The following is a 26440-nucleotide window of genomic DNA, read 5'->3' on the forward strand; positions in this document are numbered from 1 at the left end:
CCGGAGGTTCCGAAGCTTCCGGGGGTCCCGAAGCTTCCGGGGGCCAGGGGGGTTTCACACCCGGCCGAACGTAGCTTAGGTTAGCCTAACCTGGCTCGCTAGACCCTGGAGGGGACATTCATGTCCGCTGGACCCGCCCGTGCTTCCGCCGTCGCCCTGCTGGCGACCCTGGCGGCCCTGCTGGGAGCCCTGCTTCCGGCGACCGCCGCCCAGGCGGCGGGCCGCACCGTGGAGGGCGGCCGACTTGACTGGGGCATCAAATCCTCCTTCCAGAGTTATGTCACCGGGCCGGTGGCGAAGGGTGGGTTCAAGCTGAAGAACGGAGCCGCCACCGCGGGCGGCAGCCTGTTCCGCTTCCACTCCGCCAGCGGCTCCTACGACCCGGACAGCGGCGCCCTGCAGGCCTCCTTCAGCGGCGGCGTCACCTTCCAGGGCCACCAGAAGCCGGACGGCACCTACGAGCTCGACATGAGCGTCAGCCGCCCCACCGTCAAGATCAGCGGCGGCAGCGGCACCCTCTACGTGGACGTCTCCAGCAAGGCCAAGGAGGGCGGAGCGGTCACCACCGCCTCCCAAGTCCCCTTCGCCGAGCTGGGCCTGGGCGGGGTGAACATGAAGGGCGGCGGCAGCCCGATCGCCCTCGCCAACATCCCGGCCACCCTCACCGAGCAGGGCGCCAAGGCCTTCGCCGGCTACTACGCCGCGGGCGCGCAGCTCGACCCGGTCTCGCTCTCCGTGGACGTGAAGGCCGCGGCGGCCGAGCAGACCGCCTCGCCGTCGCCGAGCACCCCGGCCGCGCAGAACCCGCAGGCTTCCCAGACCCCGCGGGCCGGCGGGGCGTTCACCGACGCCGCCGTCGACTGGGGGGTGCGGCGCACCTTCCGCGAGTACGTTTCCGGCTCCATCGGCCAGGGCAAGTGGGAACTGGCCGAAGGCGCCCAGGACGGCGGCGCGCTGTTCCGCTTCCCGCAGGGCAAGGGCGCGTACGACGCCGCGAAGGGCACCCTTGACGCCGCCTTCGCCGGCTCCGTGCACTTCACCGGGGCGCACCTGGACCTGAAGCTCGGAGCGGTCACGGCCAAGGTGGAGAACGGCAAGGGCGTGCTCTCCGCCGACGTCACCACGGGCGCGGGCACCAAGCCCGCCGTCCCGCTCGTCGAGTTCGACGCCAAGGGCCTCAAGACCGAAGGCGGCCTCGTCACCCTCACCGAAGCCCCGGCCACGCTGACGGAGGGCGGAGCCGCCGCCTTCAACTCCATGTACAAGCCGGGCACGGAGATGGACCCGGTCTCCCTCGCCATCGCCCTCGACGGAGCCGCGAAGCTCCCGGCCCTCCCGGACCTCGGCTCCACGGCCACCCCGGCCGCCCCGCCGGCCCCGGCTCCGGCGGCCGCCACGAAGCCGGACGCATCCTCGAACACCGGCCTGTACGCCGCCCTCGCGGTGGCCGTCCTACTCCTCGCGGGCGGAGCGGCCTTCCTGCTCCCGCGCAACCGCCGCCGCGGCGAAGCCACCGCGACCCCGGCCCCGGGCGCGGCTTCGGCCCCGGCTTCGGCTCCGGCTCCGGCTCCGGGCGCGGCCCCGGCTCCGGCTCCGGGCGCGGCCCCGGCCCCGGCTCCGGGTGCGGACCCGGCTCCGGCCCCGGCCCCGGCCCCGGCTCCGGCTCCGGGCGCGGCCCCGGCCCCGGCTCCGGGTGCGGACCCGGCTCCGGCCCCGGCCCCGGCCCCGGCCCCGGCTCCGGCTCCGGCTCCGGCCCCGGCCCCGGGCACCGGAACTCCGGCCGCTCCGGCCCCCGGGAACGCCGACTCCCCGGACTCCCCGGGGGCCGACGGGGCCGCTCCGCGCGGCTGACCGGCACCCCGAACCCGTACCGCCCGCACCCGCAGGGCCCCGCGCCACCCCGCTGTGCGGGCCGGGCTCATCCGAACCCGCCCGGCTCGCAAGCCCCGTACCGCGCTCACGCGCAACCCCCGCACCACCGCACAAGCCCCGCAGGGCCCCGCCAGGGCTCGGCTTCGCCGTGCCTTCGCGCGCCCCGCCGCGCACTCCTTCTCCTCCTCCACCCCCCTTTCAGGAGACCCGCCATGTCATCGATCCGCCGTCCCGCCGTCCTCGCCGCCGCCGTGGCCACCTCCGCCGCGATGGCCGCCACCGCCTTCGTCCTGCCCGCCACCGCCACCGCCGCCGCCGCCGAGGCCGGCACCGCACCCGCCGCCTCCGTGGCGCAGGGCGCCCCGGCCACGATCCCGGTCATCGGCGGCACCCTCGACTGGGGCGTGCTGGAGAGCTACCGCACCTACGTGACGACCATCGCCCAGGGCGAGATCACCGTCGCGGGCGGCGCGAAGAAGACCGCCAAGGGCTTCACCTTCGGCTCCGCCACCGGCGAGTACGACCCGGCCACCCACCTCGTGACCGCCGCCTTCAAGGGCAGCGTCACTTTCACGTCGGCCGCGCACCGCTTCGAGGTGAAGCTCGCGAACCCGCGCATCGACACCGGCAAGAAGCTGCTGATCATCGACGTCACCCGGGACGGCGTGCTCACCAAGAGCGTCCCCTTCGCGAAGGTCGCCTTCGGCGGCCAGTCGATGGCCGACCTGGGCACCACGCTGACCGCCGACGCCGCGAAGCTCCTCGGCTCGGACAGCTACAGCGGCAAGGCGGGCGACCCGCTGACGGCCGTACTGAAGTTCCCGTCGCAGCCCACCAAGAGCCCGTCCCCCTCCGCGAGCCCGACGAAGACGCCCACCTCGTCGCCCTCCGCCTCCCCGACGAAGCCGGTCCCGACCAAGCCCGCACCGTCGAAGCCCGCCTCCCCGACCCCCTCCGCCCCCTCCGCCTCCACCAGCTCCCCGGCGGCCGGCGGCCCGCAGAAGATCCTCGGCGGCAAGCTGACCTGGGGCGTCAAGGAGTCCTTCCGCAAGTACGTCCAGCGCGCGGGCGGCACCGTCACCCCGGCGGGCGGAGCGGTCGCGAACGGCGACAGCTTCGCCTTCGGCGGCGGCAAGGGCACCCTCGAAACCAAGGCGCGGAAGCTGAACGCCACCTTCGCGGGCAACCTGCGCTTCCAGTACGCGGGCCACGGCATCGACATGACCTTCGGCAACGTCCGCGTCAACGCCCAGGGCGACAAGGGCACCCTGGTCCTGGACGTGAAGACGGCCGCCGGGGTCAAGGCGAACATCCCCTTCGCCACGCTCGACCTCTCGAAGGCCGACTACAAGACCAAGAACGGCGTGCTCACCCTGAACGGCGTGCGCACCGCGCTCACGGCCGAGGGCTCCGCGGCCTTCGCCAACTCCACCACCGGCTCGATGTACCCGGTGGGCACCCGGGCGGACGACGTCAACCTGACGGTCTCCGTGGACAAGGACGCCGTCCTGCCCCCGGCCGGCACCGGCACCGGCACCCCGGCCGGCACCGGCACCGGCACCCCGGCCGGCACCGGCACCGGCACCCCGGCCGGCACCGGCACCGGCACCGGCACCGCCGGAGGCGGCGGCACGGTCGGCGGCGGCCTCGCCGCCACCGGCGCCGAGATCCCGGCCGACGCCCTGCTCGGCTCCGCCGCCATCATCGCCGCGGGCGCGGGCGCGGTCTTCTTCGCGCGCAGGCGCCGCACGGCCCAGAACTGACCCGTGCTTCAATGCCCGCGTGAACGATCTCGACGTCCTGAGGGTCTTCTGCGCGGGTGACGGCAGCCACGGCAACACGCTCGGCGTCGTACGCGACGGCCGGACCTGTCCCGACGACGCGTCGCGGCAGGCGCTGGCCGCCGAACTCGGCTACAGCGAGACGGTGTTCGTCGACGATCCCGAGCGCGGGATCGTCGACATCCGCACCCCCGGCACCCGGATGTCCTTCGCCGGGCACCCGTTGGTCGGGGTCGCGTGGCTGCTCGACATCGAGGAGCTCCAGCCCCCGGCGGGCGCCGTATGGGCGCGCGACGACGGGGAGTTCACCTGGATCACCGCCCGGCCCGAATGGGTCGAGGGCAAGCGCACCGAGCAGTACGCCGACGCCGCCGCGGTGGACGCGCTGCCCGGCCCGCCGCCGGGCGAGGGCTGGCTGTACGCCTGGGCCTGGGAGGACAAGGCCGCGGGCCGGATCAGGGCCCGCGGTTTTCCGCGCCGCCCCGACGGGACGATCACCGAGGACGAGGCCACGGGCTCGGCGGCGATCGTCCTGACGGCCGAGCTGAACCGCGCCCTGAACATCACCCAGGGCGCCGGCTCCCAGATCCTCACGGCCCCGGCCCCGGACGGCACGGTAGAGATCGGCGGCCGCGTCCGCTTCGCCCCATCCGGCCTCGCCGGCGGCACATCCGGCCTCGCCCGGGGGCACCTCCCGGCGGTAGCCGGGGGAGTGTGAGGCGCGGGGTCCGGGGCGGAGCCCCAGGAGCCCGGGGCGCAGCCCCCGCGCCGGAGACGGCCGTGCCCCGGGGGAGCGCAGCCCGGAAGGGGGGTGGGCCCGATGGGCCCACCCCCCTTCCCCGTTCAGCCCGCCGCAGGCGCTACGCGCTCAGCGGGAACTGCTCGCCCAGCTCGCGGAAGACCGCGCCGTTGAAGTCGAAGGCGCGCTTGCACTCGTCGATGATGCGCTGCTTCTCCAGGTCGTCCGCGGCGATCGTGTCCAGCAGCTCGCGGTAGGTCCGCTTGAAGGCGGCCGGGTTGGAGATGTCCGCGAAGACGTAGAAGCGGACGCCGTCGCCCTTGCGCTCGAAGCCCCAGGTCCGCTCCGCCTTGTCGCGGATGATCTGGCCGCCGGAGAGGTCGCCCAGGTAGCGGGTGTAGTGGTGGGCCACGTACCCGCCCGGCCAGGAGGCGGCGCACTCGGCGACGCGGGCCGCGTAGGCCTCGGTGGCGGGCAGCGCGACCAGGCTCTCGCGCCATGCGGGGCCCCGCAGGTGGGCCAGGTCCCGCTCGATCTCGGCGAGGCGCATCAGCTCGGGCCGTATGAACGGCCCGGCCACGGCGTCGTTCCTGAGGGCCTCCGCGGCATCCTCCAGGGCCTTGTACACGAACCACAGCTGCTCGGTGTAGCGGGTGTAGGCGTCCACCCCGAGACGGCCGCCCAGCAGGTCGCTCATGAAGGTCGAGGTCTCCGCCTCGGTGTGCTGCTCGTGCGAGGCGACACGGATGACGGTCGAGAAGGCGTCCAAGGCGGACCTCCGAGAAATCGGAAGAAAAGGGAGGAGCAGGTGTGGCGGCCGTGCCGCCACACCCGATCCTCCTTCTTAGGCTTACCTAAGTCAATATGTTCCCGACGTCTTGTCGGTAAAAACCTCCGCGAGGTGTTTTCCCCGGATCAGGGCAGCGTGAGGATCTCCGCCCCGGTGTCCGTGACCACCAGCGTGTGCTCGAACTGCGCGGTCCGCTTGCGGTCCTTCGTGACCACCGTCCAGCCGTCCTCCCACATGTCGTACTCGTGGGTGCCCAGGGTCAGCATCGGCTCGATGGTGAAGGTCATCCCGGGCTCGATGACGGTGGTGGCGTGCGGGCTGTCGTAGTGCGGGACGATCAGGCCGGAGTGGAAGGACGAGTTGATCCCGTGACCGGTGAAGTCCCGGACCACGCCGTAGCCGAAGCGCTTCGCGTACGACTCGATGACCCGGCCGATGATGTTGATCTGCCGGCCCGGCCTGACGGCCTTGATGGCCCGGTTCAGGGCCTCGCGGGTGCGCTCCACGAGCAGGCGCGACTCCTCGTCCACGTCACCGCACAGGTACGTGGCGTTGTTGTCGCCGTGCACCCCGCCGATGTAGGCGGTCACGTCGAGGTTGACGATGTCGCCGTCCCGCAGGACGGTCGAGTCGGGGATCCCGTGACAGATCACCTCGTTGAGCGAGGAACACAGCGACTTGGGGAAACCGCGGTAGCCCAGCGTCGAGGGGTAGGCACCGTGGTCGCACATGTACTCGTGGGCGACCCGGTCCAGCTCGTCGGTGGTCACCCCCGGCGCGATCAGCTTGGCGGCCTCTTCCATCGCCTGGGCGGCGATCCGGCCGGCGATGCGCATGGCCTCGATGGTCTCGGGCGTCTGCACCTCCGGTCCGGTGTACGGAGTGGGCGCGGGCTTGCCCACGTACTCGGGCCGGCGGATGTTTCCGGGAACGGAACGGACGGGAGTGAGCTCGCCTGGTACGAGCAGCGACTGGCCAGACATACGAGCGAGTGTATCGAGCGGGTATGGGGCAGCATGGCGACAGAGAGAGGAGCCTGACGATGGCCCTGTTCAAGAAGCGCCAGGTGGGCAAACCCGGCGAGTGGTACTACTGCCTGGTCCACAAGAAGGTCGAGGAAGGCCCCGAGTGCCCGGCGAAGGACCGTTTCGGTCCCTACGCGACACCCGAAGAGGCGAACCACGCCATGGAGACCGCGCAGGAGCGCAATCTCGAATGGCAGAACGACCCCAAATGGAACGACAAGACGCGCGAGACAGAGGAAGGCACGGGCACGGCCACCCCGTAGCCGGGCCTACCAGCGGCTGGGCGGCGGCGCGGCCAGCTGGTCGGCCAGCCGCGCCAGCCGGTCACGGAACCGCCGCGGCCCGCGCTGCACCGGCAGGCTGTTCTCCCCGGCCGCCGCGCTGACCAGGTGCTGCACCGTGTCCAGGTCCAGCTCGGCGGCCCCGTCCGGTACGGACAGCACCTCGTGCGCCAGCGTTCCGAGATCCGGGTCCCCGCCGTCCAGGGACAGTACGGTCGCCCCCGCGCGCCGGGCGCCGTGCACCCGCTCCAGCAGCCCGTCCCCGGGCTGCTCCGGAGCCACCACCAGCAGGGTGTGACCGCGCCGGGCCGCCTCCAGCCGGCTCAGGCCGACCGACAGGTGCGGGGCGTCACCGGGCAGCACCTGGTGGCGTACGAGCGTGGGCGCCAGCTCCGGCAGCCCCGACCAGGCGGCCTCGTCGACCAGGTGCGCCGCCAGGTGCCAGGGCTCGTACTGCTCGGTCCCGACCAGCAGCAGGTTGCCGCCGGCCGGAACGACCGACCGCCGCAGCGTCCCGGCGAACCGGCGCGCGGCGCCGGGCCACTCCGTACCGGCGAGCACCTCGCGCAGCAGCGCGACTCTCACGGCGTCCATTCCCGCATCTTCGCAGGGATCTATGGGAAGAAGTGCGGAACGCCGGAGTTCGCCGGATTGTCGGTAGCGGTCGGTAGCGGTCGGTAGCGGTCGGTAGCGGTCGGTAGTCCGAGATCCGGGCATTCGACCTCGGCTTGGTGAGAAGCCCCGCCCTCGAGGGCGGGGAGGAGTCACATCGGCATCCTGCTGCACCAAAAACGGGCGCCTCCTACCCCTTCTCGCCGGCGCCCGTCCCTTCGACTGTTGTCTACTCGGCAGTACCCTCGCCCCCATGACCTCCACAGACAGCACGCAGCAGCCCGCGCAGGCCCCCGCGCAGGCCCCCGCGAAGGCCCCTGCCAAGGACCCGTGGGACCTCCCCGACGTCTCCGGCCTCGTCGTAGGCGTCCTCGGCGGCACCGGCGACCAGGGCCGGGGCCTCGCCTACCGGCTCGCCCGCGCCGGCCAGAAGGTGATCATCGGCTCCCGCGCCGCCGACCGCGCGCGGACCGCCGCCGACGAGCTCGGCCTCGGGGTGGAGGGCGCGGACAACGCCGAGTGCGCGCGCCGCAGCGACATCGTGATCATCGCGGTGCCGTGGGAGGGTCACGCCAAGACCCTGGAATCGCTGCGCGAGGACCTCGCCGGCAAGCTCGTCGTCGACTGCGTCAACCCGCTCGGCTTCGACAAGCAGGGCGCCTACGCCCTCCAGGTCGAAGAGGGCAGCGCCGCCCAGCAGGCCGCCGCCCTCCTCCCGGACTCCCGCGTCACGGCCGCCTTCCACCACCTCTCGGCGGTGCTCCTCCAGGACGAGTCGATCGACGAGATCGACACCGACGTGATGGTCCTCGGCGAGGTCCGCGCCGACACCGACATCGTGCAGGCCCTCGCCGGCCGGATCCCGGGCATGCGCGGCGTCTTCGCGGGCCGCCTGCGCAATGCCCACCAGGTCGAGTCGCTGGTGGCCAACCTGATCTCCACCAACCGCCGCTACAAGGCCCACGCGGGCCTGCGCGTCACGGACGTCTGACCCGCCCGGCCACCCGTCCCGCCACCCCCTCCACGGGGGGCCGCCGGACCGGGTGGCCCGGCGTCCGCTCCGCCCCGCACCCTCAGCCGCGCCGCACCCTCAGCCGTCCGGCACCGTCAGCCGGCCCGCCGCCTCAAGCGCGCCCGCCTCAGCCGCACCCCCCTGCGCGGTGCGTCTCGGGCGAACCGTAGCGGCGGGGGGAGGAAAAGATCACGGGATGGCGGAAATCAGCCGGACGGGAGCACGCCGGGGCATGGGGGACACTGGAGGGGCTTGAACCGCTCAGTGTCTTCGAGGAGCCCCCGCCATGCCCCGCCTTGCCGTGTTCGCCGTCGTCCTCTGCGTCCTCGCCACTGCCGCCGCCGTGGTCTCCTTCGTCGAGGGCAGCCTGCTCGGGATCGTGTGGGTGCTCATGGCGGGCATCACGTCCAACATGGCGTGGTTCTACGTGCGCAAGGCGAAGATCGAGAAGGCCGCGGCAGCGGCCCGCACCGCGGGCTAGGGCTAGGGCTAGGGTTAGGGCGTCTGTTCCGGCTGTCGTCAGGACGCCGTGCAGAAGCCGCTGGTGTCCTGCCAGAACTGGTAGAGGTCGCGGCCGCAGTAGGCCTCCAGCTCGCTCACGCCCAGTGCGGACAGCACGCCGTACACCGCGTCGAAGAAGTACGCGTTGATCTCCGGGACCCACAGCAGCGCGAAGACGGCCAGCAGGCCGAACGGTGCCAGCGGCGCCACCTGGCGGCGGACCGAGTGGGAGAGCCAGGGCTCGATGATGCCGTAGCCGTCCAGGCCCGGGACCGGCAGGAAGTTCAGGATCGCAGCCGAGACCTGGAGCAGGGCCAGGAAGCCGAGCGCGAAGCGGAACGGGATCGGGACCCCGTCCAGGGCGTTCAGCCAGAACGGGGCCGTGCAGACCGCCGCGAAGGCGACGTTCGTCAGCGGGCCGGCCGCCGAGATGAGGCTGTGCCGCCATCGGCCCTCGATCCGGTCGCGCTCGATGTACACCGCGCCGCCGGGCAGACCCAGGCCTCCCATGATCACGAAGAGGACGGGGAGGACGATGCTGAGCAGCGCGTGCGTGTACTTGAGCGGGTTCAGCGTCAGATAGCCCTTCGCGCCGACGCTGAGGTCGCCGCTGTGCAGGGCGGTACGGGCGTGCGCGTACTCGTGCAGGCACAGGGAGACGATCCAGGCCGCCGTGACGAAGAGGAACACGGCCAGCCCGGTGCTGGCCGCGTACTCCGTCCACACGGCCCACCCCGTGACCGCCATGACGGCGAAGATGCCGAGGAACACGGGACTGATCCGGCGGTCGCCGCGGTCGTGAGTGCTGTACTGGCTACGGTTGCGACTGCCCTGGGAACCCATACGGCGAACCTATCCCGGAGGCGGCGCCCGGGGGAGCTCCGGGCCGGAGACAATGGGCCGGTGCGCTACGCGATGCTCGGCACCACCCAGGCCATCCGCGACGACGGGAGCACGGTCCCCGTCGGCGGAGCGCGGCTGCGCGCGCTCCTGACCGCGCTCGCCCTGCGGCCGGGACGGGCGGTGCCGGCGGGCGCGCTCATCGAAGAGGTCTGGGACGGCGACCCGCCCGCGGACGGCCCGGCGGCGCTCCAGGCGCTGGTGGGGCGGCTGCGCAGGGCCCTGGGGCGCGAGGCGGTGGGCTCCGGGGAGGGCGGCTACTGGCTCGTCGCCGCCCGGGACGACATCGACCTGTACCGCTTCGAGCGGCTCGCGCGCGCCGCGGCGCAGGCCTCCCCGGCGGAGGCGGCCGCCCTGTACGACGAGGCCCTCGCGCTGTGGCGGGGCGAACCCCTGAGCTCCCTGCCGGGTTCCGGTCCGGAGGCCGCCCGCTGGGAGGCGCTACGGCTGGACGCGCGCCGGGGCCGCCTGCACGCGGCGCTGGAGCTGGGGGAGGCGGAGCGGGTCCTGCCGGAGCTGACCGCGCTGTGCGCGGAGCTGCCGCTGGACGAACCCCTCCAGGCCCTCCGCATCCGTGCCCTGCGCGACGCGGGCCGCCCGGCGGAGGCGCTGGCCGCTTACGGCGAAGTCCGCCGCGACCTGGCCACCCGCCTGGGCACCACCCCGGGCCCCGCCCTGCGCATCCTCCACACGGCCCTCCTGGCCGACCCGACGCCGGACCCCCGCCGGCTCGCCCCGCCGACCGCACCCGTCCCGCTCCGCCCGGCGCCGGTCGGACCGGGACGGACAGCCTCGACGGACGAGGCCCCCGCACACTCCGATCCGCACTTCGATCCACATTCCGATCCACATTCCGATCCGCTGTCCGATCCGGTGTCCGGGACCGACCGGCAGCCCACCCGGACCGGACGGGCCGGCCCTGGCCCCGGCAGCGCCCCCGTCCACCCCGCCGGGACGCCGACGGCCCGTCCGACCCCACCCGCCCCCGCCGCGCCGGCGCCGGGGTCCGCCGGGTCCGCGCCGGGCGCGGGCAACCTGCGGATGCGGCTGACCACCTTCGTCGGGAGGGAAGAGGACATCCGGGTCATCGGCGACGACCTCGCCCGGTCCCGGCTCGTCACCCTGCTCGGACCCGGTGGCGCCGGCAAGACCCGGCTGTCGCAGGAGGCCGCCGAGGCCCACGCGCGGGCCGGCCGCGGCACGCCGGACACGCGCCCCGCGGACACGCGCCCCGCCACCCAGGAGCACCTGTCCGCCGACCCCAACCCGGGCGGCTCCGCCCCCGGTGCCCCCCGTTCCACCGCCGGCGGCACCGGATGGGCCGACGGGGTGTGGTTCGTGGAGCTGGCTCCGGTGGACGATCCCGAGGACGTCCCCGAGGCCGTGCTCGCCGCGCTCGGGGCCCGGGAGACCAAGCTGCGCGGCGGCTCGCCCGAGGAGATGCGGGTGCTGACCGAGCGCGGGGACCACCCCCTCGACCGCCTCGCGGAGCACTGCGCACGGCGCCGGATGCTGCTGATCCTCGACAACTGCGAGCACGTCGTCGACGCCGCCGCCCACCTCGCCGAGGAAGTGCTCGCGCGCTGCCCCGGCGTACAGATCCTGGCCACCAGCCGCGAACCGCTCGGCGTGCCGGGGGAGACCCTGCGCCCGGTGGACCCGCTGCCCGACCCCGTCGCGCTGCGGCTGCTCGACGACCGGGGGGCCGCCGCCCGCGCCGGGTTCAGCGTCGACGAGGACCCGGCCGCCGCCGTGGAGATATGCCGTCGGCTCGACGGGATGCCGCTCGCCATCGAGCTGGCCGCCGCCCGGCTGCGGCTGCTCTCCCCGCGCCAGATCGCCGACCGGCTGGACGACCGGTTCAGGCTGCTGACGGGCGGCTCGCGCACCCATCTGCCCCGCCAGCAGACCCTGCGCGCGGTGGTCGACTGGTCCTGGGACCTCCTCGACGAGCCCGAACGGGCCGTCCTGCGCCGGCTGTCCGTCTTCGCCGGCGGCTGCGACCTCGACGCCGCCGAGGCCGTCTGCACCGACGCCGCCGAGGGCCTCGACGCCGCCGACCTCCTCGGCTCCCTCGTCGACAAGTCCCTCGTCGTCGCCGCTCCCGGCGCGGCCGGAGGAGGCATGCGCTACCGCCTGCTGGAGACCGTCGCCGAGTACGCGGCCGACCGCCTCGCCGAGGCCGGCGAGGACCGGGCGGAGACCGAGCAGCGCCATCTCGCCCACTACCGCGAACTCGCCCGCACCACCGAGCCGCTGCTGCGCGGCCACGGCCAGCGCGCCGCCGCCGACCGGCTGGCCACCGAGTACGAGAACCTGCGCACCGCCCTGCGCCGCGCCGTCGCCGCCAAGGACGTGGGCGAGGTGCTCTGCCTCGTGCACTCCCTCGGCTGGTACTGGCACATGCACGATCTGCGCGCCGAGACCCGCCACTGGGCGGGTGCCGCCGCAGCCCTCGGCCCGGACCCCTTCGCCGCGCCCGTCGTCCCCGCCCCACCCGTCTACGAGCAGATCGTCGACACGCCCCCGCCCTACGAGGGCGAACTGCTCACCGAGGCGTGGCGCGGCATCCAGCTGATGTGTCTGGTCGCCCGCGACCAGATCAGCTCCACCTGGTCCACCCCCGAGGTCCGCGCCCAGGCCGAGGGAGTGGTCGCCGCCTACCGCCCGGGCCTGCCTCAGACCTGCCGGGCCCCTTCCTTCCTGTGGATCTACGCCGTCATGATCTCCGGGGACGCCGAGCTGCTCCACCGCGCCACCGAGGAGACCGTGGAGACGGCCCGCGCGCTCGGCTACCGCTGGGAGCTGGCCTCCGCCCTCCAGCTCCGGGCCAACGTCCTCGCCAACCGCGCCGACGGGGCCGGCAGCGCGTCGCGCGACGCCGAGGAGAGCCTCGCCCTCTACGCGTCCCTCGGCGACGACTGGGGCTGCGCCGAAGCCCTCTCCGCCCGCGCCGAGGCCCGGGAGAAGCGCGGGGAGTACGCCCTGGCCGTTCAGGACTACAGCGCCGCGATCGAGTACGCCCGGCGGCTCGGGGCCAAGGCGCAGGTCACGGTGATGCAGGTGCGCATGGCCGGGACCCTCGCCGAGGACGGCTACCTGGAGGAGGCCGAGGAGCTCCTCACCGGCCTGCTCGCCGGCGCCGTCAACCAGTTCGGCAACGAGGCCGTGCCCGCCGCCCAGATGTTCCTCGCCTGCATCTACGGCCGCACCGGCCGCCTCCCTGAAGCCCGCGCCCAGATCCAGTCCCTGCGCGAGGAGTTCGCCGTGGGCGCGTTCGCCATGTTCGACGGCTTCCTGCTCGGCCTGCTGGCCTGGGTCGACAACGAGGAAGGCCGGTACGAGGACGCCGTCGCCCGGCTCCGCAAGGCGATCGAAGCCGTCCGGGACCCGCTCTCCATGATGCTCGCCCCGCACCTCCCGGCCGCGTACCTGATCACCGGGGCCCGCTCCCTCGCGCAACTCGGCGGCCAGGTCCGGGCCTACGACGCCGCGCGGCTCATCGGCGCCTACCGCGCGCTGCTGCCGCCCGCCCACTTCCCGGTCACCATCGAGCGCGCGGACGCCGAGCGGGCCGAGCGCCTGGCCCGGGCCGCGCTCGGCGACGCCGCGTACGAGGCGGCGTACGCCGAAGGCGGCGGCCTCACCCTGGAGGAGGCCACCGCCCTCGTCTGACCCGACCCGCACGGGGTCCGCCCGGGACGCGATCCGGAACGGACCCGCGGACCCGACCGCGGATCAGGTCTTCTGGCGGAACTTCCGCACGGCGAGCGGCATGGTCACCAGCGTGATGCCGACCGACCAGGCCAGCGTGATCCACACGGAGTTGCCGAGCGGGGTCCCGTTGATCAGGGAGCGGGCCGCGTCGGCCAGGTTGGACAGCGGGTTGACGTCGGTGAAGCTCTGCAGCCAGCCGGGCATCGTCGTCGGCGGGGCGAAGATCGAGCTGCCGAACTGCAGCGGCATCAGGACCAGCATCGCCACGCCCTGGACGGCCTGGGGGGTCTTCATGCTGAGACCCAGCAGGATGAAGATCCACATCAGCGAGGCGCCGAAGACCGCCGACAGCCCGATGGCGAGGAACAGGTCGAGCACCGAGGACTTGATCGACAGGCCGAGCAGGAAGCCCATGCCGAGCAGGATCGCGATGGCCACCATCATCCGGCCGAGCTCGACCACGATCTTGGCGATGAGCACCGAGGAACGGGCGATCGGCATGGACCGGAAGCGGTCCATCACGCCCTTCTTGAAGTCGTCGTTGACCCCGGTGCCCACACCCATGGCGATGTTCATGCCCATCATCGCCATCAGGCCCGGGACCACGTAGTTGACGTACTCGTCCTGGTTGCCCTTGCCGGAGATCGCGCCGCCGAAGACGAACACGAACAGCAGCGTGAAGATGATCGGCATGAACAGGACGTCGAACATCGACTCCGGGTCCTGCTTGATCTGCAGCACGTTGCGCCGGGCCAGGGCGCCGATGTGGCGCAGGTTGCCCCGCAGGCCGATCCGGCCCTCGTCCGCGAGGACGGGCCCGCCGGCCGGGGCGGCCGCGGTGGGGCTGGGCTTCGTCGTGGTTACGGTGCTCATGCCGCGACCTCCTCGGTCTTCTGGTGGGGGATGGACTCCTCGGCGGAGTCCTCGGCGGCGGGCTTCTGTCCGGTGATGGACAGGAACACCTCGTCCAGGCTGGGCAGGTAGGTGCTGATGTCGGAGATCCCGTACCCGCGGGCGGCCAGCAGGCCCACCACGGCGGTCAGCTGCTCGTCGGCCAGGATCGGCACCAGCAGGGCGCCCTCGTCCGGGACGGCCTGGGAACCGGCGACCCCGTCCAGACCGGCCTCCGCCAGGGAGCGGGCCATGCCGGGCAGGTCGGTCGGGTCGGTCGGGCGGATCCGCAGGGTACGGCCGCCGACGCGGGCCTTCAGCTCGTCGACCTTGCCCTTCGCGATGACCTTGCCCTTGTCGATGACCGTCAGCTCGTTCGCGAGCTGCTCGGCCTCCTCCATGTACTGGGTGGTGAGCAGGACGGTGGCCCCCTCGGCGACCATCCGCTGCACCTCGTCCCACACCTCGTTGCGGGTACGGGGGTCCAGACCGGTGGTCGGCTCGTCCAGGTACAGCACGGCCGGGCTGCCGATCATCGAGGCGGCCAGGTCGAGCCGGCGCCGCATGCCGCCGGAGTAGGTCATCACGGCCTTCTTGGCGGCGTCCGTGAGGGAGAAGCGCTCCAGCAGTTCGTCGGCGCGGCTGCGGGCGTCCTTGCGGGACAGGTCCAGCAGCCGGCCGATCATGTAGAGGTTCTCCCAGCCGGAGAGCTTCTCGTCGACCGAGGCGTACTGGCCGGTCAGGCCTATGGTCCGGCGCAGCTGCCGCGGCTGGCGGACCACGTCGAAGCCGGCGACCCGGGCGGTGCCGGCGTCGGGGGTGATCAGGGTGGAGAGGATGCGGACCAGGGTGGTCTTGCCGGCTCCGTTGGGCCCGAGGACCCCGAGGACGGTTCCCTCGCGGACATCGAGGTCCACGCCGTCGAGGGCTTTGGTCTCGCCGTAGTGCTTGACCAGCCCCCGGACCTCCACGGCGTTCGAGCCGTTCAGGGGATTCTTGTCGTTTCGCGTCATGCCCACCATGGGACCAGACGCCACTGACAAAGCGCCTACAGGCGACCTACAGGCCGCCGACAGCCTCCGACCGGGCCGTGCACGGCCCGCCCGCGGAGCACCGACAGGACATCGGCGGGTCCGCGGGCGGGCCGGCTAGCTCATCGCAACGGACGGGCCCATCGCAACGGGCTAGTGGAAGGCGTGCTGCTCCTGCGGGAACGTTCCGCCGACCACGTCCTCGGCGAAGGCCCTCGCCGCGTCGCCCATGGTCGCGCGGAGGTTCGCGTACTGCTTGACGAACTTCGGCATCTTCCCGCCGGTCAGCCCCATCATGTCCGTCCACACCAGCACCTGCGCGTCGCACTCCGCGCCCGCGCCGATGCCGACCGTCGGAATGTGCAGGGACCGGGTGACCTCGGCGGCCAGCTCGGCCGGGACCAGCTCCAGGACCACCGCGAAGGCGCCCGCGTCCTGCGCCGCCTTCGCGTCGCGCAGCAGCCGGTGCGCGGCCTCGTCGCCGCGGCCCTGCACCCGGTAGCCCATGGCGTTCACGGACTGCGGGGTCAGGCCCAGGTGCGACATGACGGGGATGCCCGACTGCACGATCAGCTCGGTCTGGGCCAGCGAGCGCTCGCCGCCCTCCAGCTTCACCGCGCCGACCCCGGCCTCCTTGACGAGCCGGGTGGCGCTGCGCAGGGCCTGTACGGGGCCCTCCTGGTAGGAGCCGAAGGGCAGGTCGCCGATGATCAGGGCCCGGCTGGTGCCGCGTACGACGGCCGCCGACAGCAGGGTCATCTCGTCCATCGTCACCGGGACCGTGGTCTCGTAGCCGAGGTGACAGTTGCCCATCGAGTCGCCGACGAGCATGACCGGGATGCCGGCCTCGTCGAACACGGACGCCGTCATGGCGTCGTAAGCGGTGAGCATGGGCCACTTCTCGCCGCGTTCCTTGGCGAGGGTGAGGTCGCGGACGGTGATGCGCCGGGTGCCCGAGCCTCCGTACAGGGTGGGGGAGGAGGCTTCGCGGGCAGGCGAAACGGCATGCGTCATTGCAACTGCTCCTTGATGTTCATCTCGAGGCACCCTTACGGCGTCCCCGGACTCACCACCATGGTGGCACTCCCGGGGCCCGGGCGGGAAGTGGCACGAGCCACGCACGAGGCCCGGTTCGCCGGGGCGGCCGGACCGCGGGGCAATGTGCGCGTTTGGTGACAAGCGGAACCCCGGCCGCTGGGACGTTCGTCCTCCCGGACGTACGGTCGACACAATCGGCGCGGAACCCTCCGTCCATCGCCTAGGGTCAAGAGGCGGGGACGGAGCGCGAGCACGGCAGCGAGGGCAGTGGCATGGCACAGGCGTACATGACGGAGACGGGGAGCAACGGCTCGGAGCCCGAGCCCTCCCGAGCTGGTCTCCGGCGCCGGCTGGCCGAACTGCGGCGGGATCCGGGCATCTGGCGCCGCGGCATCGTGCTCGCCGCGCTCTCCGTCCTGATCTCGCTCGTCATGATCTTCCACGCCGAGCTGCCCAACGACATCGGCAACCTCGGCAGCCTCACGGAGACCTTCCTGCCCTGGCTGGGCCTGGCCGTCCCGCTGCTGTTCGCCGCCGCGCTCTTCCGCAAGTCCGCGACCGCGCTGATCGCGATACTGCTGACCGCCGCGGTCTGGGCGAACCTCTTCGCAGGCCTCGTCACCGACAAGGCGCAGACCGGCGGGAACCTCACGGTCGCCACCCACAACGTCGACGCCGACAACGCCGATCCCGCCGGCACCGCCGCCTCGGTCGCCGCGGCCGGGGCCGACGTCCTGGCCCTGACCGAGCTCAAGGGCAGCGTGGTTCCGGTCTACGAGAAGGCCCTCGCGGAGACGTACAAGTACCACTCGGTCGAAGGCACCGTCGGGCTCTGGAGCAAGTACCCGCTGGTGTCCAGCAAGCCCGTGGACATCAAGATGGGCTGGACCCGGGCCATGCGCGCCACCGTCAAGACCCCCTACGGAGACGTGGCCGCCTTCGTGGCGCACCTCCCCTCGGTCCGCGTCAAGCTCAACGCCGGCTTCACCGCCAACCAGCGCGACAACAGTGCCGACGCCCTCGGCGCCGCGCTCGCCGCCGACCCGCTGCAGCGGGTCATCCTGCTCGGCGACCTCAACGGAACCGTCAACGACCGGGCCCTGTCCGAGGTCACCTCGCAGCTGCGTTCCACCCAGGGCGCGTCCGGCGACGGCTTCGGCTTCAGCTGGCCCGCGCAGTTCCCGATGGCCCGCATCGACCAGATCCTGGTCCGCGGGGTCACCCCCGAGGCCTCCTGGACCCTGCCCCGCACGGGCAGCGACCACCTGCCGATCGCCGCCCGCGTCACCGTGAAGCCGTAGGCCGCGGCCCGCTCCGCTCCTACGCCTGCTCGCGCCAGCCGTTCGTGATGGGCAGCCGGCGGTCCTTGCCGAAGCCCTTCGCGGAGATCTTCGTGCCCGGCGGGTACTGCCGGCGCTTGTACTCGGCGGTGTCCACCATCCGCAGGGTCTTCGCCACCAGCTCGGGCTCGTACCCCGCCGCGACGATCGCCTCCAGGCCCTGGTCGCGGTCCACGTACAGCTCCAGGATCCCGTCCAGCACGGGGTAGTCCGGCAGCGAGTCGGTGTCCACCTGCCCGGGGCGCAGTTCGGCGCTCGGCGGCTTGACGATGGAGTTCTCCGGGATCGGCGGGGTATCGCCGCGCTCGGCCGCCGCCCGGTTGCGGTACTCGGCGAGCCGGAAGACGTCCGACTTGTACACGTCCTTGATCGGGCCGTACGCGCCCACCGAGTCCCCGTACAGCGTGGAGTAGCCGACGGCCAGCTCCGACTTGTTGCCCGGGGCCAGCACGATGTGGCCCTCCTGGTTGGAGAGCGCCATCAGCAGGGTGCCGCGCAGCCGGGACTGGAGGTTCTCCTCGGCGAGCCCGGTCAGGCCCAGCGCACCCATGTACGCGTCGAACATCGGCTCGATGGACACGGTCCGGAAGTTCAGGCCGGTCCGCGTCGCCAGCTCGGCGGCGTCGCCCCGGGAGTGCTCCGAGGAGTACTTCGACGGCATCGAGACGCCGTACACGTTCTGCGCGCCGATCGCGTCGCAGGCGATCGCGGCGACGAGCGCGGAGTCGATGCCGCCGGAGAGGCCGATCAGGACCGACCGGAACCCGTTCTTCCGTACGTACGCGCGCAGTCCCACGACCAGCGCGTCGTAGACCTCCTCGTCGTCCTCCAGCCGGTCGGCGTAACCGCCCGTCACGACCGGCTCGTACGGTTCCACCGGCTCCTCGGTGAGGATCACCCGGTCGATGCGCAGGCCGTCGTCGACGGTGCCCTCGACGGGGGTGGCCGAGGCGGCCGGCAGGTCCAGGTCGACCAAGACGCAGCCCTCGGAGAACTGCGGGGCGCGCGCGATGACCTCGCCCGCGGAGTCGACGACGATCGAGTCCCCGTCGAAGACCAGCTCGTCCTGACCGCCGATCATCGCCAGGTACGCGAGGGTGCAGCCGGCCTCCTGGGCGCGTTTGCGCACCAGTTCCAGGCGGAGGTCGTCCTTGTTGCGCTCGTACGGGGAGGCGTTGACCGAGATCAGCAGCCCGGCCCCGGCGGAGCGGGTGGCGGGGACGCGCCCGCCCTCCTGCCAGAGGTCCTCGCAGATGGCCAGGGCCACGTCCACGCCCCGCACCCGGATCACCGGCTGGGTGTCGCCCGGCACGAAGTACCGGAACTCGTCGAAGACCCCGTAGTTGGGGAGGTGGTGCTTGGCGAAGCGCAGGACGACCTGCCCGCCGTACAGCACGGCGGCCGCGTTCTCCGGGGACCCGGCCGGGCGGCCGAGCCGGGGCGCGGCCTTCTCCGTACGGTCGAGGTAGCCGACGACGACCGGGAGCTCCCCGAACCCCTCGGCCGCCAGGCGGCGCGCGAGGTCGAGCAGAGCCGTACGGGAGGCCTCGACGAAGGAGCCGCGCAGCGCGAGGTCCTCGACGGGGTACCCGGTCAGCACCATTTCCGGAAACGCCACCAGGTGGGCGCCCTGTTCGGCGGAGTGCCGGGTCCAGTGGACGACCGAGTCGGCATTGGCGGCGATGTTGCCGACCTGCGAGTCGATCTGATTCAGAGCGAGGCGTAGTTGAGGCACGCGGCCCAGTCTAATCGTCTTTCTGACGCGATGTCCTGGGAGTCGCCGGAGTCGTCCGGAGCCGCGCCGGTTCAGCGGCCGATCGGACCGCTCCAGATCGCCTCGTCGTACTCGACGCCGGGCGCGATCTCGAAGTGCAGGCTCTTGGTGCCCTCGGGCACGATGAAGGCGAAGGTGCCGGTCATCGACTCGCCGGCCAGGACCGAGCCCTTGAACATCTTCGGCACGGTGCCGTCGAAGACCATCTCGGCCTCCGTCCCCTGGTCGTCGCGGGCGTGCGGCAGGGACAGGCTGACGTCGAGCGCGGCCCCCGAGTTGTTGACGATCTTCACCTTCACCTTGACCGCGTTGCCGTTGCGGGCCTCGTCCGGGATGGCCGTCGAGGACGGCTTGTACGGGACCGCGCTCTGCACGGTGACCTGGACCCCGTCCTCGTAGGCGTAGGGCTTGCCCCAGGCCAGGGCCGAGGTCCTGCCCGGGATGTCGGAGGGCGAGGGCTTGGGGGCGGGGGCCGTCGGGGTGGCGGGGGAGTCCGACTCGTAGTCGTAGTCGTAGTCGTAATCGGAGTCGTAGTCGTAGCGCGAGCGGTTGTCGGCGACGCTCTTGTCGATCTCGTCGATGACGCGCGCGGTGATGAACCAGCCGCCGACGGAAGCGCCGAGGCCGAGGACGGCGAGCGAGGTGCCGATCACGGCCATCGCGCCGCGGGGAGCTCCCTTGCGGGACTTGACGACGGCCGCGATGCCCAGGCCGACGCCGGTCACCGCGAGGAGGGCGCCGGCCCAGAAGAAGAAGGGGATCAGGCCGACGAAGATGCCGAACAGTCCGAGGAGCAGGGCGGCGAGGGCCAGGCCGTTCGTGGCGGGCGGGGGCGGCGGGAAGCCGGGCCCCTGCGGGCCGCCGGGGTAGCCGGCGCCGTAGCCGTCGGCGGGCGCGGCCCAGGGGTTGCCGGGGGCGGGTGCTCCGGGCGCGCCCGGAGCGCCGTACGGGGCTCCCCACGCGGGCGCCGGGGGAGCTGTCGCCCCCGCCGGGGCGGGGGTGACCGGAGCGAAGGCGCCGGGGGCGGGCGCGGGGGCGGCGGCGGGGGTCGCCGGGACGGCGTCCGCGGGCTCGGCCGGGGCCTCCGCCGCCGTCCCGGTCAGGGCCGGGGCGGGGGTGAGGGGCTGGGACGGTGTCAGGGCCGGGAGCTTGTCGAGGGACAGGGGCTGCGCGGGCGCCGGTATGGGAGCCGGCGCCTCGGGTACGGGCGTGCCCGCGGGCTCCGTCGGCGGGCCGGACGGGGTGCTGGGCGGGTTCGGCGGGGTGCTCATACCGGCGGGGAGTCCTTCAGTTCGCAATCGGCGCGTGACGATCACCAGCCTGTCATGGAATCCGGGTCCCCCACCGGGTATTTCGGCCCCGCGGAGACCCCCCGGAGCCCCCGCGGAAGGGCCGCCGGTGGCGCGCGGGAGGGCGCGCCACCGGCCGGTCAGGGGCGGGATCCGGCTAGCGCCGGTAGCCGAGCACGGTCATCATCCCGGCCTCCGAGTGGTACACGTTGTGGCAATGCACCATCCACAGACCGGGATTGTCGGCGTCGAAGTCCACCGTCAGCCTCTCCTTCGGCAGGACCACCGCCGTGTCCTTGCGGGCTCCGCCCGCCCCGCCGCCGAGGGCGAAGGTGTGTCCGTGGAGGTGGAGCGGGTGCCACATCGTTGTGGAATTGTCGAACTCCAGCCGGACCCGTTCCCCCGCCTTCACCGGGTGCCGCTGGTCCGGAGCGTAGGGCTTGCCGTCGAAGGCCCAGTCGTACTTCGCCATTCCGCCGGTCAGTTTGATCCGCACCGTGCGGTCCGGTTCGCGCGCGGCCAGGGCCACCGGCTCCGCGGCCTTCAGCGCGTCCGCCGTCAGGGGCCGCCCGGACAGTTCGGCGGGCCGGGTCGCGGCGGTCGGCGCCGCCCCCGAACCGGTGCGCAACACCGCGAGCGCCGACGCCGCGTCACCCTTGCCCTCGGCGAGCGCGGTCAGCGGGAACACCCCGTCGCCCGCCGTCACCAGGACGTCGTACCGCTCGCCCATGCCCAGCAGCAGTGAGCGGGCGGCCGCGTGCTCCACGGGGAAGCCGTCGGTGTGGGTGACCGTGAACTCGTGGCCGCCCAGGGCGATCCGGAAGGCGGTGTCCCCGCCCGCGTTGATGATCCGGAGCCGGATCCGGTCGCCGGGGCGGGCGGTGAAGACCGAAGGGTCTTCGGGGGTGCGGCCGTTGACCAGGTAGTGCGGGTACGCGACATCGCCCGGGTCCTTGCCGAGCACCTCGCTGACTCCGCCCATGAGGACCCGGGACGGGCCGCCGCTCGCGGCGGGTGCGGGCGTGCCCGTGGCTTGGGAGCCGGAGCCGTGGCCGGAGCCGGAGCCGGAGCCGGAGCCGTGGCCCGAGTGGCCGCCGCCGTCCGGGCTCATGTCCATGCCCTTGCGGAGTTCGCCGAGCACGGCGTCGGGCGTCGAGCCGTCGACCCCGTCGAGCCAGTCGTCGAGCACGACCACCCACTCCTTGTCGTAGGAGAGGGGCTCCTTGGGGTCCTCGACGATCAGCGGTGCGTACAGGCCGCGGTCCTGCTGGACCCCGGAGTGCGGGTGGAACCAGTACGTCCCGGGGTGCGGGACGGCGAACTCGTACGCGAACGAGCCGCCCGGGGCGATGTCCCGCTGGGTCAGCCCCGGTACCCCGTCCATGTCGTTGCGCAGTGCCAGTCCGTGCCAGTGCAGGGAGGTGGCTTCGGGGAGGTTGTTGGCCAGGGTCAGGGCGAGGGTGCCGCCCGCGGTGGCCCGTACCTCTTGGCCCGGGAGCCGGTCCCCGTACGCCCACGAGCGGACGGTACGGCCGGCGCCGAGGTCGAGCGGAGTGGCGGTGGCCGTCAGCCGGACCTTGGTGACGGGCCCGGTGGCCTTGCGGGCGGCCTCGGCGGCCCGGACCTCGGCGCCGGACGGGTCCACGTAACCGCCGGGGGCGGGGGCGGGGGACCCCTTGCCCGTGGAGCCGGCTCCGTGGTCCATGCCGGCCATGCCGGAGCCCGAACAGGCGGCGAGCAGCCCGGAGCCGGCGAGGGCGGCGCCGGCACCTAGGACGGCGCGCCGGGAGGGGGAGTGGGAGTGGGGCGAGGGGGAGTCGGAGGAGGGGGCGGAAGGGGACAGGGGAGAGCGCGCGGAAGAAGAGCGCATGGCGGAACACCTCGTGATGGTGTGGGGCAGGCAGGTGGGCACCGTCTGCCGCCGCCCCGGAGGCATGCGGGGGCGACGACGGAGCCCGGCCTATACGCGCAGCACCGTCAGCAGGGTGAGCAGTTCGCGGGGTGGTGGCGGGTCGGGGCCGCCGGACCGGCCCGGCGCGCGTGCCGCGCCCCCGAGCGGCGCGGTACGGCGCGGGCCGGCCAGTCCGGCTCCGAGGACCAGCAGGGTGAGGGCTCCGAGTACGGCGAGACACACGGACATGGGGTCCATGCCGGTGTGCCGCGGGCCCGGGGCCCCGAAGGCGGCGACGGGGGTGGCGGCGGTGACGACCGGGGCCGTCGTGTGCGACTGGGCCGCCGACGCCGACGCCGTGTCCTGCGCGGTGTCCCGCGCCATGCCATGCGCCGTGTCCGGTCGGCCGCCGTGCGCCGCCCCGGACGGCGTATGGCCGCCCCGGGGAACGAAACGGACCGACGGCACGTCCTCCATGGCGTGGGCCCGCGTCGGATGGCCCAGGGTGTGCATGCTCGCGATGCCCAGCAGCAGCGCGGCGAACAGCAGCAGCCGGGGCCACCGGACTGCTGGTCGCTGGGTGCGCGAGGCGGGGCGGGTCATGGGCGGAACCCTACCCGGGGTGGGTATCCGACCGATGGACCGGGCCCGGCCGCGTTTAGGATTAGTCACACTATGTCCACAAATGGCCCGCAGCTGAGTCAGTCGAATCCATCGAATCCGTCGAATCGACTGAAACCGCTCAAGCACCTGAAGCCCGTGAAGTCCCGGAGATCCTGGAAGTCCGTGAACAGCTCCTCCGCCGCGACGGGTCCCTCCCCCACGTCCCGGACCGGTGTCCGCTCCGTGGCCCTCCTCATCGGGCTGGGCGCCGCCACCTACACCGCGTGGGTCCTCGAAGTCGTCCTCTCCACGGGCCTCAACCCCATCGAGACGTACGTCAGCGAGCTCGCGGCCCAGGACCAGCCGCTCGGCGGCCTGTTCCGGGCCACCGACTTCACCGCCGGCCTCCTCGTCTTCCTCGGCGGCCTCCTGGCCCTGCTCCGCCTCGCCCGACGCGTCGAACCCCGCCGCCTCTGGTCCGTCGCCGGCTGGTCCGGGATCACCCTCTTCGGCGCCTCCACCGCGGCGGACGCCTGGCTGCCGCTGAGCTGCACGCCGACCGTGGACCCCGAATGCGCGGCGCGGGAGACCGCCGGGCTGGTCCCCGCCACCCATCAGGCGCACGCCGTCAGCAGCAGTCTCGCCATGACGGGAGCGCTCGTCGGGATCGTGGCCCTCACGCTCGCCGCCCGCCGCTACGGCCTCTTCGCCCCGCTCGCGCGGTTCGGTCCCGGGCTCGTCGTGCTCGAACTGCTCGCCACCGTCTGGACCCTGGTCTCCATCGCCCTGTTCACCGCCGGGCACGGCACCTGGGCACTCGGCGCCGGGCAGCGGCTCCAGGTGCTGCTGGTGGCGGTCTGGCTGGGCCTGCTCGCGTACTCCGTCCACCGGGAACGCCGTACGTGAGCGGACGCCCGGCCGCCCCCGCCCCCGCGCCTGCCCCCGCGCCCGCCCCCGGAAGGTTCGTGCGCCTCTCCGCCGGCCCCGCCGCTGACGGGGTGCCGCTGCACGTCCTCGTGGAGGGCTCCGGACCGCCGGTCGTCCTCAGCGCCGGGCTCGCCATGGCCTGGTTCGACTGGGACCCCGTGGCGGAGCTGCTCGTCGCCGCGGGCCGCACCGTCGTCCGCTTCGACCGGCCCGGGCACGGGCTGAGCGGCCCCGCCGCGCGGCCGCCGAGCGCCGCCGGGGAGGCGCACCGGATCGCCGGGCTGCTGGACGCGCTGGGGCTGGGCGCCGAGCGGGTCACCGTGGCCGGGCACTCCCTGGCCGGGTTCCACGCCGAGGCCTTCGCCCGCCTGTACCCCGGGCGCACCGCCGCCCTGGTGCTGGTCGACAGCAGCGTGGAGGAGCGGCCGCCCCGTACGGTCCTGCCCGCCGGGGTGCGCACCGGCGCCGCCCGGGTGCTCGGCCGGGCCGTGACCGCCGTCGGGCTGCCGGCCGCGCTGGGGCCCTGGGCCCGGCGCACCGCCGTACGGGCCTCCCGCGCGGGCGGCGGGGACCAGGCTCCGCCCGAGCTCGTACGGCGCTGCTACCGGACCGGCCGGGTCTGGCGCGGAGCCCTGCTGGAGAACGCCCGCTACCCCGACGCGGCCGCCGAGCTGCTGACGCTGCGCGCGGAGCTGCCGCTGACCGCGCCCGCCACCGTCCTGGCCGGCCACGACCCCGGTGCGCGCCGCCCCGACCTGGCCTGGCTGGGCCGCCAGGCGGCGCTGGCGGACGCGCTGGGCGCCCGGTTCGTGGTCGCGGAGCCCGCCGGACACCTGGTCATGCCGGACCGCCCGCACCAAGTGGCGCGGGCGGTCCTGTACGCGGGGTGACTGCGGCCCGGTCAGCTGCGGGCGTAGACCTTCTCGGCCCAGCCGGCTATCTGCTCCTCCGACAGGTGCTTGGCCAGATCGGCCTCGCTGATCATCCCGACGAGCCGCTTGTTGTCGATGACGGGGAGCCGGCGGATCTGGTGGCTCTGCATCTCCTCCAGCACCTCGGAGACGTCCGCGCCCGCGTCGATCCAGCGCGGGGTGCCCTGGGCCATGTCGCCGGCCGTGATCTTCGACGGGTCGTGGCCCTTGGCCACACAGCCGATGACGATGTCGCGGTCGGTCAGGATGCCGCAGAGGCGTTCGTTGGAGTCGCTGATGGGCAGCGCGCCCACATTGAGGCGGCTCATCAGCTGAGCGGCCCGGTCCAGGGTCTCGGTGGCGGGGATCCACTGGGCCCCGGGGTGCATGATGTCTCCGGCGGTGGTCATCGCGTAAACCTCCTGAGCACGCCGTAGCGGCCGGGCGCGGCTGCGCCAGCCTCGGCGTCCTCATCCTCATTCGCCCGTTCGGCCCCCGCGAGTCGGCGGGGTCGGGAGGGGGCCGAACGGGTGACCCCGCGCGGGTGCGGCCATCCGGTGCGGGGGCCCTGCGGGGCTGTCCCCTACCCGCCCTTCCACCGTTCCCCGGGCCGGCCCGGACCCGGTCCTCAAACGCCGGACGGGCTGGAAGGGGCCCGGGCTGCGCCCGGACCCCCTGGGGCTGCGCCCCGGACCCCCTGGGGCTGCGCCCCGGACCCCGCGCCTCAACGCCGGCGAGGCTGGATCTTCCAGCCCGCCGGCGTTCGAGGCGCGGAGCCCCAGGCGGCGGTGCCGCTCGGGGACAGCGGGTCACCCCGCGGCCGGCGGCTCCGCTCCGCGCTGCTTCAGCATGTCGGCCATCAGCTGGAGTTCCGACTGCTGGGCGTCGGCCATGCCCTGGGCCAGTGCCCGCTCGGCAGGGTTGGCGCACTGGGCGGCGCATCCCTCGGCCATGGCGACGCCGCCCTTGTGGTGGTCGGTCATCAGCCGCAGGTAGAGCACCTCGGCCTCCCGGCCCTCGGCGGAGCCGAGCCGCGCCAGGTCCTCCTTGGTGGCCATGCCGGGCATCAGCGCGCCGGGCTTGGTGACGACCCCGGCCCCCCCGCCCATGGAATGGCCCGCCGTGCCGCCGTGCCCGGAGCCGTCCGTCCCCATCCAGGACATCGGCGGCTCGTCGGCCACGACCTTCGGCAGGCCCCACATGTCCAGCCAGCCCAGCAGCATGCCGCGCTGGTTGGCCTGGGTGTTGGCGATGTCGTAGGCGAGGACCCGCACCGGCTCGTCCTTCGTGCGGTCGCGCACGATGAAGGACATCTCCACCGCCTGCTGGTGGTGCACCGCCATGTCCCGGGCGAAGCCCGCGTCGGCGGAGTAGAGCCCCGGCGTACGGGAGGACGCGGGGGCGGAATCGGCGCCCCCCGCGGTGGCGACCGTGGCCCCCACCGCGAAGAGCAGCGCCAGGCCCACGGCCGTGCCCGCGGCCCAGTACGTACGGGTCACGGAGCCCTTGCCGGAC

At 73.5% G+C, this 26440-nt stretch carries 23 protein-coding genes; 10 read left to right on the top strand and 13 right to left on the bottom strand.

Annotation, left to right across the window (positions count from 1 at the left end; all coding sequences use genetic code 11):
* The first annotated feature begins 120 nt into the window (after nucleotides 1-120).
* From ACIQV3_RS03220 to ACIQV3_RS03230, 3 genes are all read left to right on the top strand, one after another.
* Entirely contained in the window at nucleotides 121-1851 is a 1731-nt protein-coding gene (locus ACIQV3_RS03220; RefSeq protein WP_403709247.1) for an HtaA domain-containing protein, read from the top strand.
* Between the two features lie 233 nt (nucleotides 1852-2084).
* Nucleotides 2085-3635: an HtaA domain-containing protein gene (locus tag ACIQV3_RS03225; RefSeq protein WP_403709249.1), complete on the top strand. Its 1551-nt coding sequence runs from the start codon at nucleotides 2085-2087 to the stop codon at nucleotides 3633-3635.
* A 19-nt stretch (nucleotides 3636-3654) separates the two neighbouring features.
* Entirely contained in the window at nucleotides 3655-4371 is a 717-nt protein-coding gene (locus tag ACIQV3_RS03230) for a PhzF family phenazine biosynthesis protein (RefSeq protein WP_403709251.1), read from the top strand.
* 142 nt (nucleotides 4372-4513) lie between these two features.
* On the opposite strand, the gene ACIQV3_RS03235 is transcribed toward ACIQV3_RS03230, so the two are convergent.
* Nucleotides 4514-5161 (bottom strand): heme oxygenase (biliverdin-producing), encoded by a 648-nt coding sequence (locus ACIQV3_RS03235; protein ID WP_403709253.1) that lies wholly within the window; start codon nucleotides 5159-5161, stop codon nucleotides 4514-4516.
* A gap of 146 nt (nucleotides 5162-5307) precedes the next feature.
* Nucleotides 5308-6165: a type I methionyl aminopeptidase gene (gene map / locus ACIQV3_RS03240; protein WP_327307005.1), complete on the bottom strand. Its 858-nt coding sequence runs from the start codon at nucleotides 6163-6165 to the stop codon at nucleotides 5308-5310.
* Between the two features lie 59 nt (nucleotides 6166-6224).
* Between map and ACIQV3_RS03245 the strand changes: the two genes are divergently transcribed.
* Nucleotides 6225-6470 carry a hypothetical protein gene (locus tag ACIQV3_RS03245; RefSeq protein ID WP_403709255.1) on the top strand — a complete coding sequence of 82 codons (246 nt, stop codon included), beginning with the start codon at nucleotides 6225-6227 and terminating at the stop codon, nucleotides 6468-6470.
* Nucleotides 6471-6476: 6 nt separating this feature from the next.
* On the opposite strand, the gene ACIQV3_RS03250 is transcribed toward ACIQV3_RS03245, so the two are convergent.
* Entirely contained in the window at nucleotides 6477-7082 is a 606-nt protein-coding gene (locus tag ACIQV3_RS03250) for a hypothetical protein (protein WP_403709257.1), read from the bottom strand.
* Nucleotides 7083-7353: 271 nt separating this feature from the next.
* Here ACIQV3_RS03250 and npdG point away from each other — a divergent pair, with 271 nt between their 5' ends.
* Both npdG and ACIQV3_RS03260 read left to right on the top strand, forming a co-directional pair.
* Nucleotides 7354-8091, top strand: a complete 738-nt coding sequence (gene npdG / locus ACIQV3_RS03255) for an NADPH-dependent F420 reductase (protein WP_403709259.1) — start codon at nucleotides 7354-7356, stop codon at nucleotides 8089-8091.
* A gap of 307 nt (nucleotides 8092-8398) precedes the next feature.
* The gene (locus ACIQV3_RS03260) at nucleotides 8399-8593 is read left to right on the top strand and encodes a hypothetical protein (RefSeq protein WP_385378417.1); all 195 of its coding nucleotides are present in this window, start codon (nucleotides 8399-8401) and stop codon (nucleotides 8591-8593) included.
* Between the two features lie 38 nt (nucleotides 8594-8631).
* Here ACIQV3_RS03260 and ACIQV3_RS03265 read toward each other — a convergent pair whose 3' ends face one another.
* Nucleotides 8632-9456, bottom strand: a complete 825-nt coding sequence (locus ACIQV3_RS03265; protein WP_403709261.1) for a site-2 protease family protein — start codon at nucleotides 9454-9456, stop codon at nucleotides 8632-8634.
* 72 nt (nucleotides 9457-9528) lie between these two features.
* Between ACIQV3_RS03265 and ACIQV3_RS03270 the strand changes: the two genes are divergently transcribed.
* Complete coding sequence (locus tag ACIQV3_RS03270) at nucleotides 9529-13188, top strand: AfsR/SARP family transcriptional regulator (RefSeq protein WP_403710116.1); 3660 nt, start codon at nucleotides 9529-9531, stop codon at nucleotides 13186-13188.
* 63 nt (nucleotides 13189-13251) lie between these two features.
* On the opposite strand, the gene ACIQV3_RS03275 is transcribed toward ACIQV3_RS03270, so the two are convergent.
* From ACIQV3_RS03275 to panB, 3 genes are all read right to left on the bottom strand, one after another.
* The gene (locus ACIQV3_RS03275) at nucleotides 13252-14103 is read right to left on the bottom strand and encodes an ABC transporter permease (RefSeq protein ID WP_403709263.1); all 852 of its coding nucleotides are present in this window, start codon (nucleotides 14101-14103) and stop codon (nucleotides 13252-13254) included.
* Nucleotides 14100-15143 carry an ATP-binding cassette domain-containing protein gene (locus ACIQV3_RS03280; protein WP_403709265.1) on the bottom strand — a complete coding sequence of 348 codons (1044 nt, stop codon included), beginning with the start codon at nucleotides 15141-15143 and terminating at the stop codon, nucleotides 14100-14102. Before ACIQV3_RS03280 ends, ACIQV3_RS03275 begins: the two co-directional genes overlap by 4 nt.
* 162 nt (nucleotides 15144-15305) lie before the next feature.
* Nucleotides 15306-16166 (bottom strand): 3-methyl-2-oxobutanoate hydroxymethyltransferase, encoded by an 861-nt coding sequence (panB, locus tag ACIQV3_RS03285; RefSeq protein WP_403709267.1) that lies wholly within the window; start codon nucleotides 16164-16166, stop codon nucleotides 15306-15308.
* 296 nt (nucleotides 16167-16462) lie between these two features.
* On the opposite strand from panB, the gene ACIQV3_RS03290 reads away from it, so the two are divergent.
* A complete protein-coding gene (locus ACIQV3_RS03290; RefSeq protein WP_403709269.1) occupies nucleotides 16463-17491 on the top strand; it encodes an endonuclease/exonuclease/phosphatase family protein in 1029 nt (342 codons plus the stop codon).
* 19 nt (nucleotides 17492-17510) lie between these two features.
* Here the strand turns inward: ACIQV3_RS03290 and ACIQV3_RS03295 are convergent, their stop codons facing one another.
* The 4 genes from ACIQV3_RS03295 to ACIQV3_RS03310 all read right to left on the bottom strand — a co-directional run bounded on the left by ACIQV3_RS03295 (nucleotide 17511) and on the right by ACIQV3_RS03310 (nucleotide 23087).
* Nucleotides 17511-19265: an NAD+ synthase gene (locus tag ACIQV3_RS03295; RefSeq protein ID WP_403709271.1), complete on the bottom strand. Its 1755-nt coding sequence runs from the start codon at nucleotides 19263-19265 to the stop codon at nucleotides 17511-17513.
* A 71-nt stretch (nucleotides 19266-19336) separates the two neighbouring features.
* Entirely contained in the window at nucleotides 19337-20575 is a 1239-nt protein-coding gene (locus ACIQV3_RS03300) for a DUF4352 domain-containing protein (RefSeq protein WP_403709273.1), read from the bottom strand.
* A 175-nt stretch (nucleotides 20576-20750) separates the two neighbouring features.
* Nucleotides 20751-22463: a multicopper oxidase family protein gene (locus tag ACIQV3_RS03305; protein ID WP_403709275.1), complete on the bottom strand. Its 1713-nt coding sequence runs from the start codon at nucleotides 22461-22463 to the stop codon at nucleotides 20751-20753.
* Nucleotides 22464-22553: 90 nt separating this feature from the next.
* Nucleotides 22554-23087, bottom strand: coding sequence for a hypothetical protein (locus tag ACIQV3_RS03310; protein WP_403709277.1), 534 nt, complete (start codon nucleotides 23085-23087; stop codon nucleotides 22554-22556).
* 243 nt (nucleotides 23088-23330) lie between these two features.
* On the opposite strand from ACIQV3_RS03310, the gene ACIQV3_RS03315 reads away from it, so the two are divergent.
* Both ACIQV3_RS03315 and ACIQV3_RS03320 read left to right on the top strand, forming a co-directional pair.
* Nucleotides 23331-23993: a DUF998 domain-containing protein gene (locus tag ACIQV3_RS03315; RefSeq protein ID WP_403710118.1), complete on the top strand. Its 663-nt coding sequence runs from the start codon at nucleotides 23331-23333 to the stop codon at nucleotides 23991-23993.
* A gap of 59 nt (nucleotides 23994-24052) precedes the next feature.
* Nucleotides 24053-24904, top strand: a complete 852-nt coding sequence (locus tag ACIQV3_RS03320; protein ID WP_403709279.1) for an alpha/beta fold hydrolase — start codon at nucleotides 24053-24055, stop codon at nucleotides 24902-24904.
* An 11-nt stretch (nucleotides 24905-24915) separates the two neighbouring features.
* Here ACIQV3_RS03320 and ACIQV3_RS03325 read toward each other — a convergent pair whose 3' ends face one another.
* Both ACIQV3_RS03325 and ACIQV3_RS03330 read right to left on the bottom strand, forming a co-directional pair.
* Nucleotides 24916-25335, bottom strand: coding sequence for a CBS domain-containing protein (locus ACIQV3_RS03325; RefSeq protein ID WP_403709281.1), 420 nt, complete (start codon nucleotides 25333-25335; stop codon nucleotides 24916-24918).
* 399 nt (nucleotides 25336-25734) lie between these two features.
* A complete protein-coding gene (locus ACIQV3_RS03330; RefSeq protein ID WP_403710120.1) occupies nucleotides 25735-26424 on the bottom strand; it encodes a DUF305 domain-containing protein in 690 nt (229 codons plus the stop codon).
* Between the last annotated feature and the right edge of the window lie 16 nt (nucleotides 26425-26440).

The sequence above is a fragment of the Streptomyces sp. NPDC099050 genome (genome assembly GCF_044759865.1).
Taxonomy (GTDB): Bacteria; Actinomycetota; Actinomycetes; order Streptomycetales; family Streptomycetaceae; genus Streptomyces.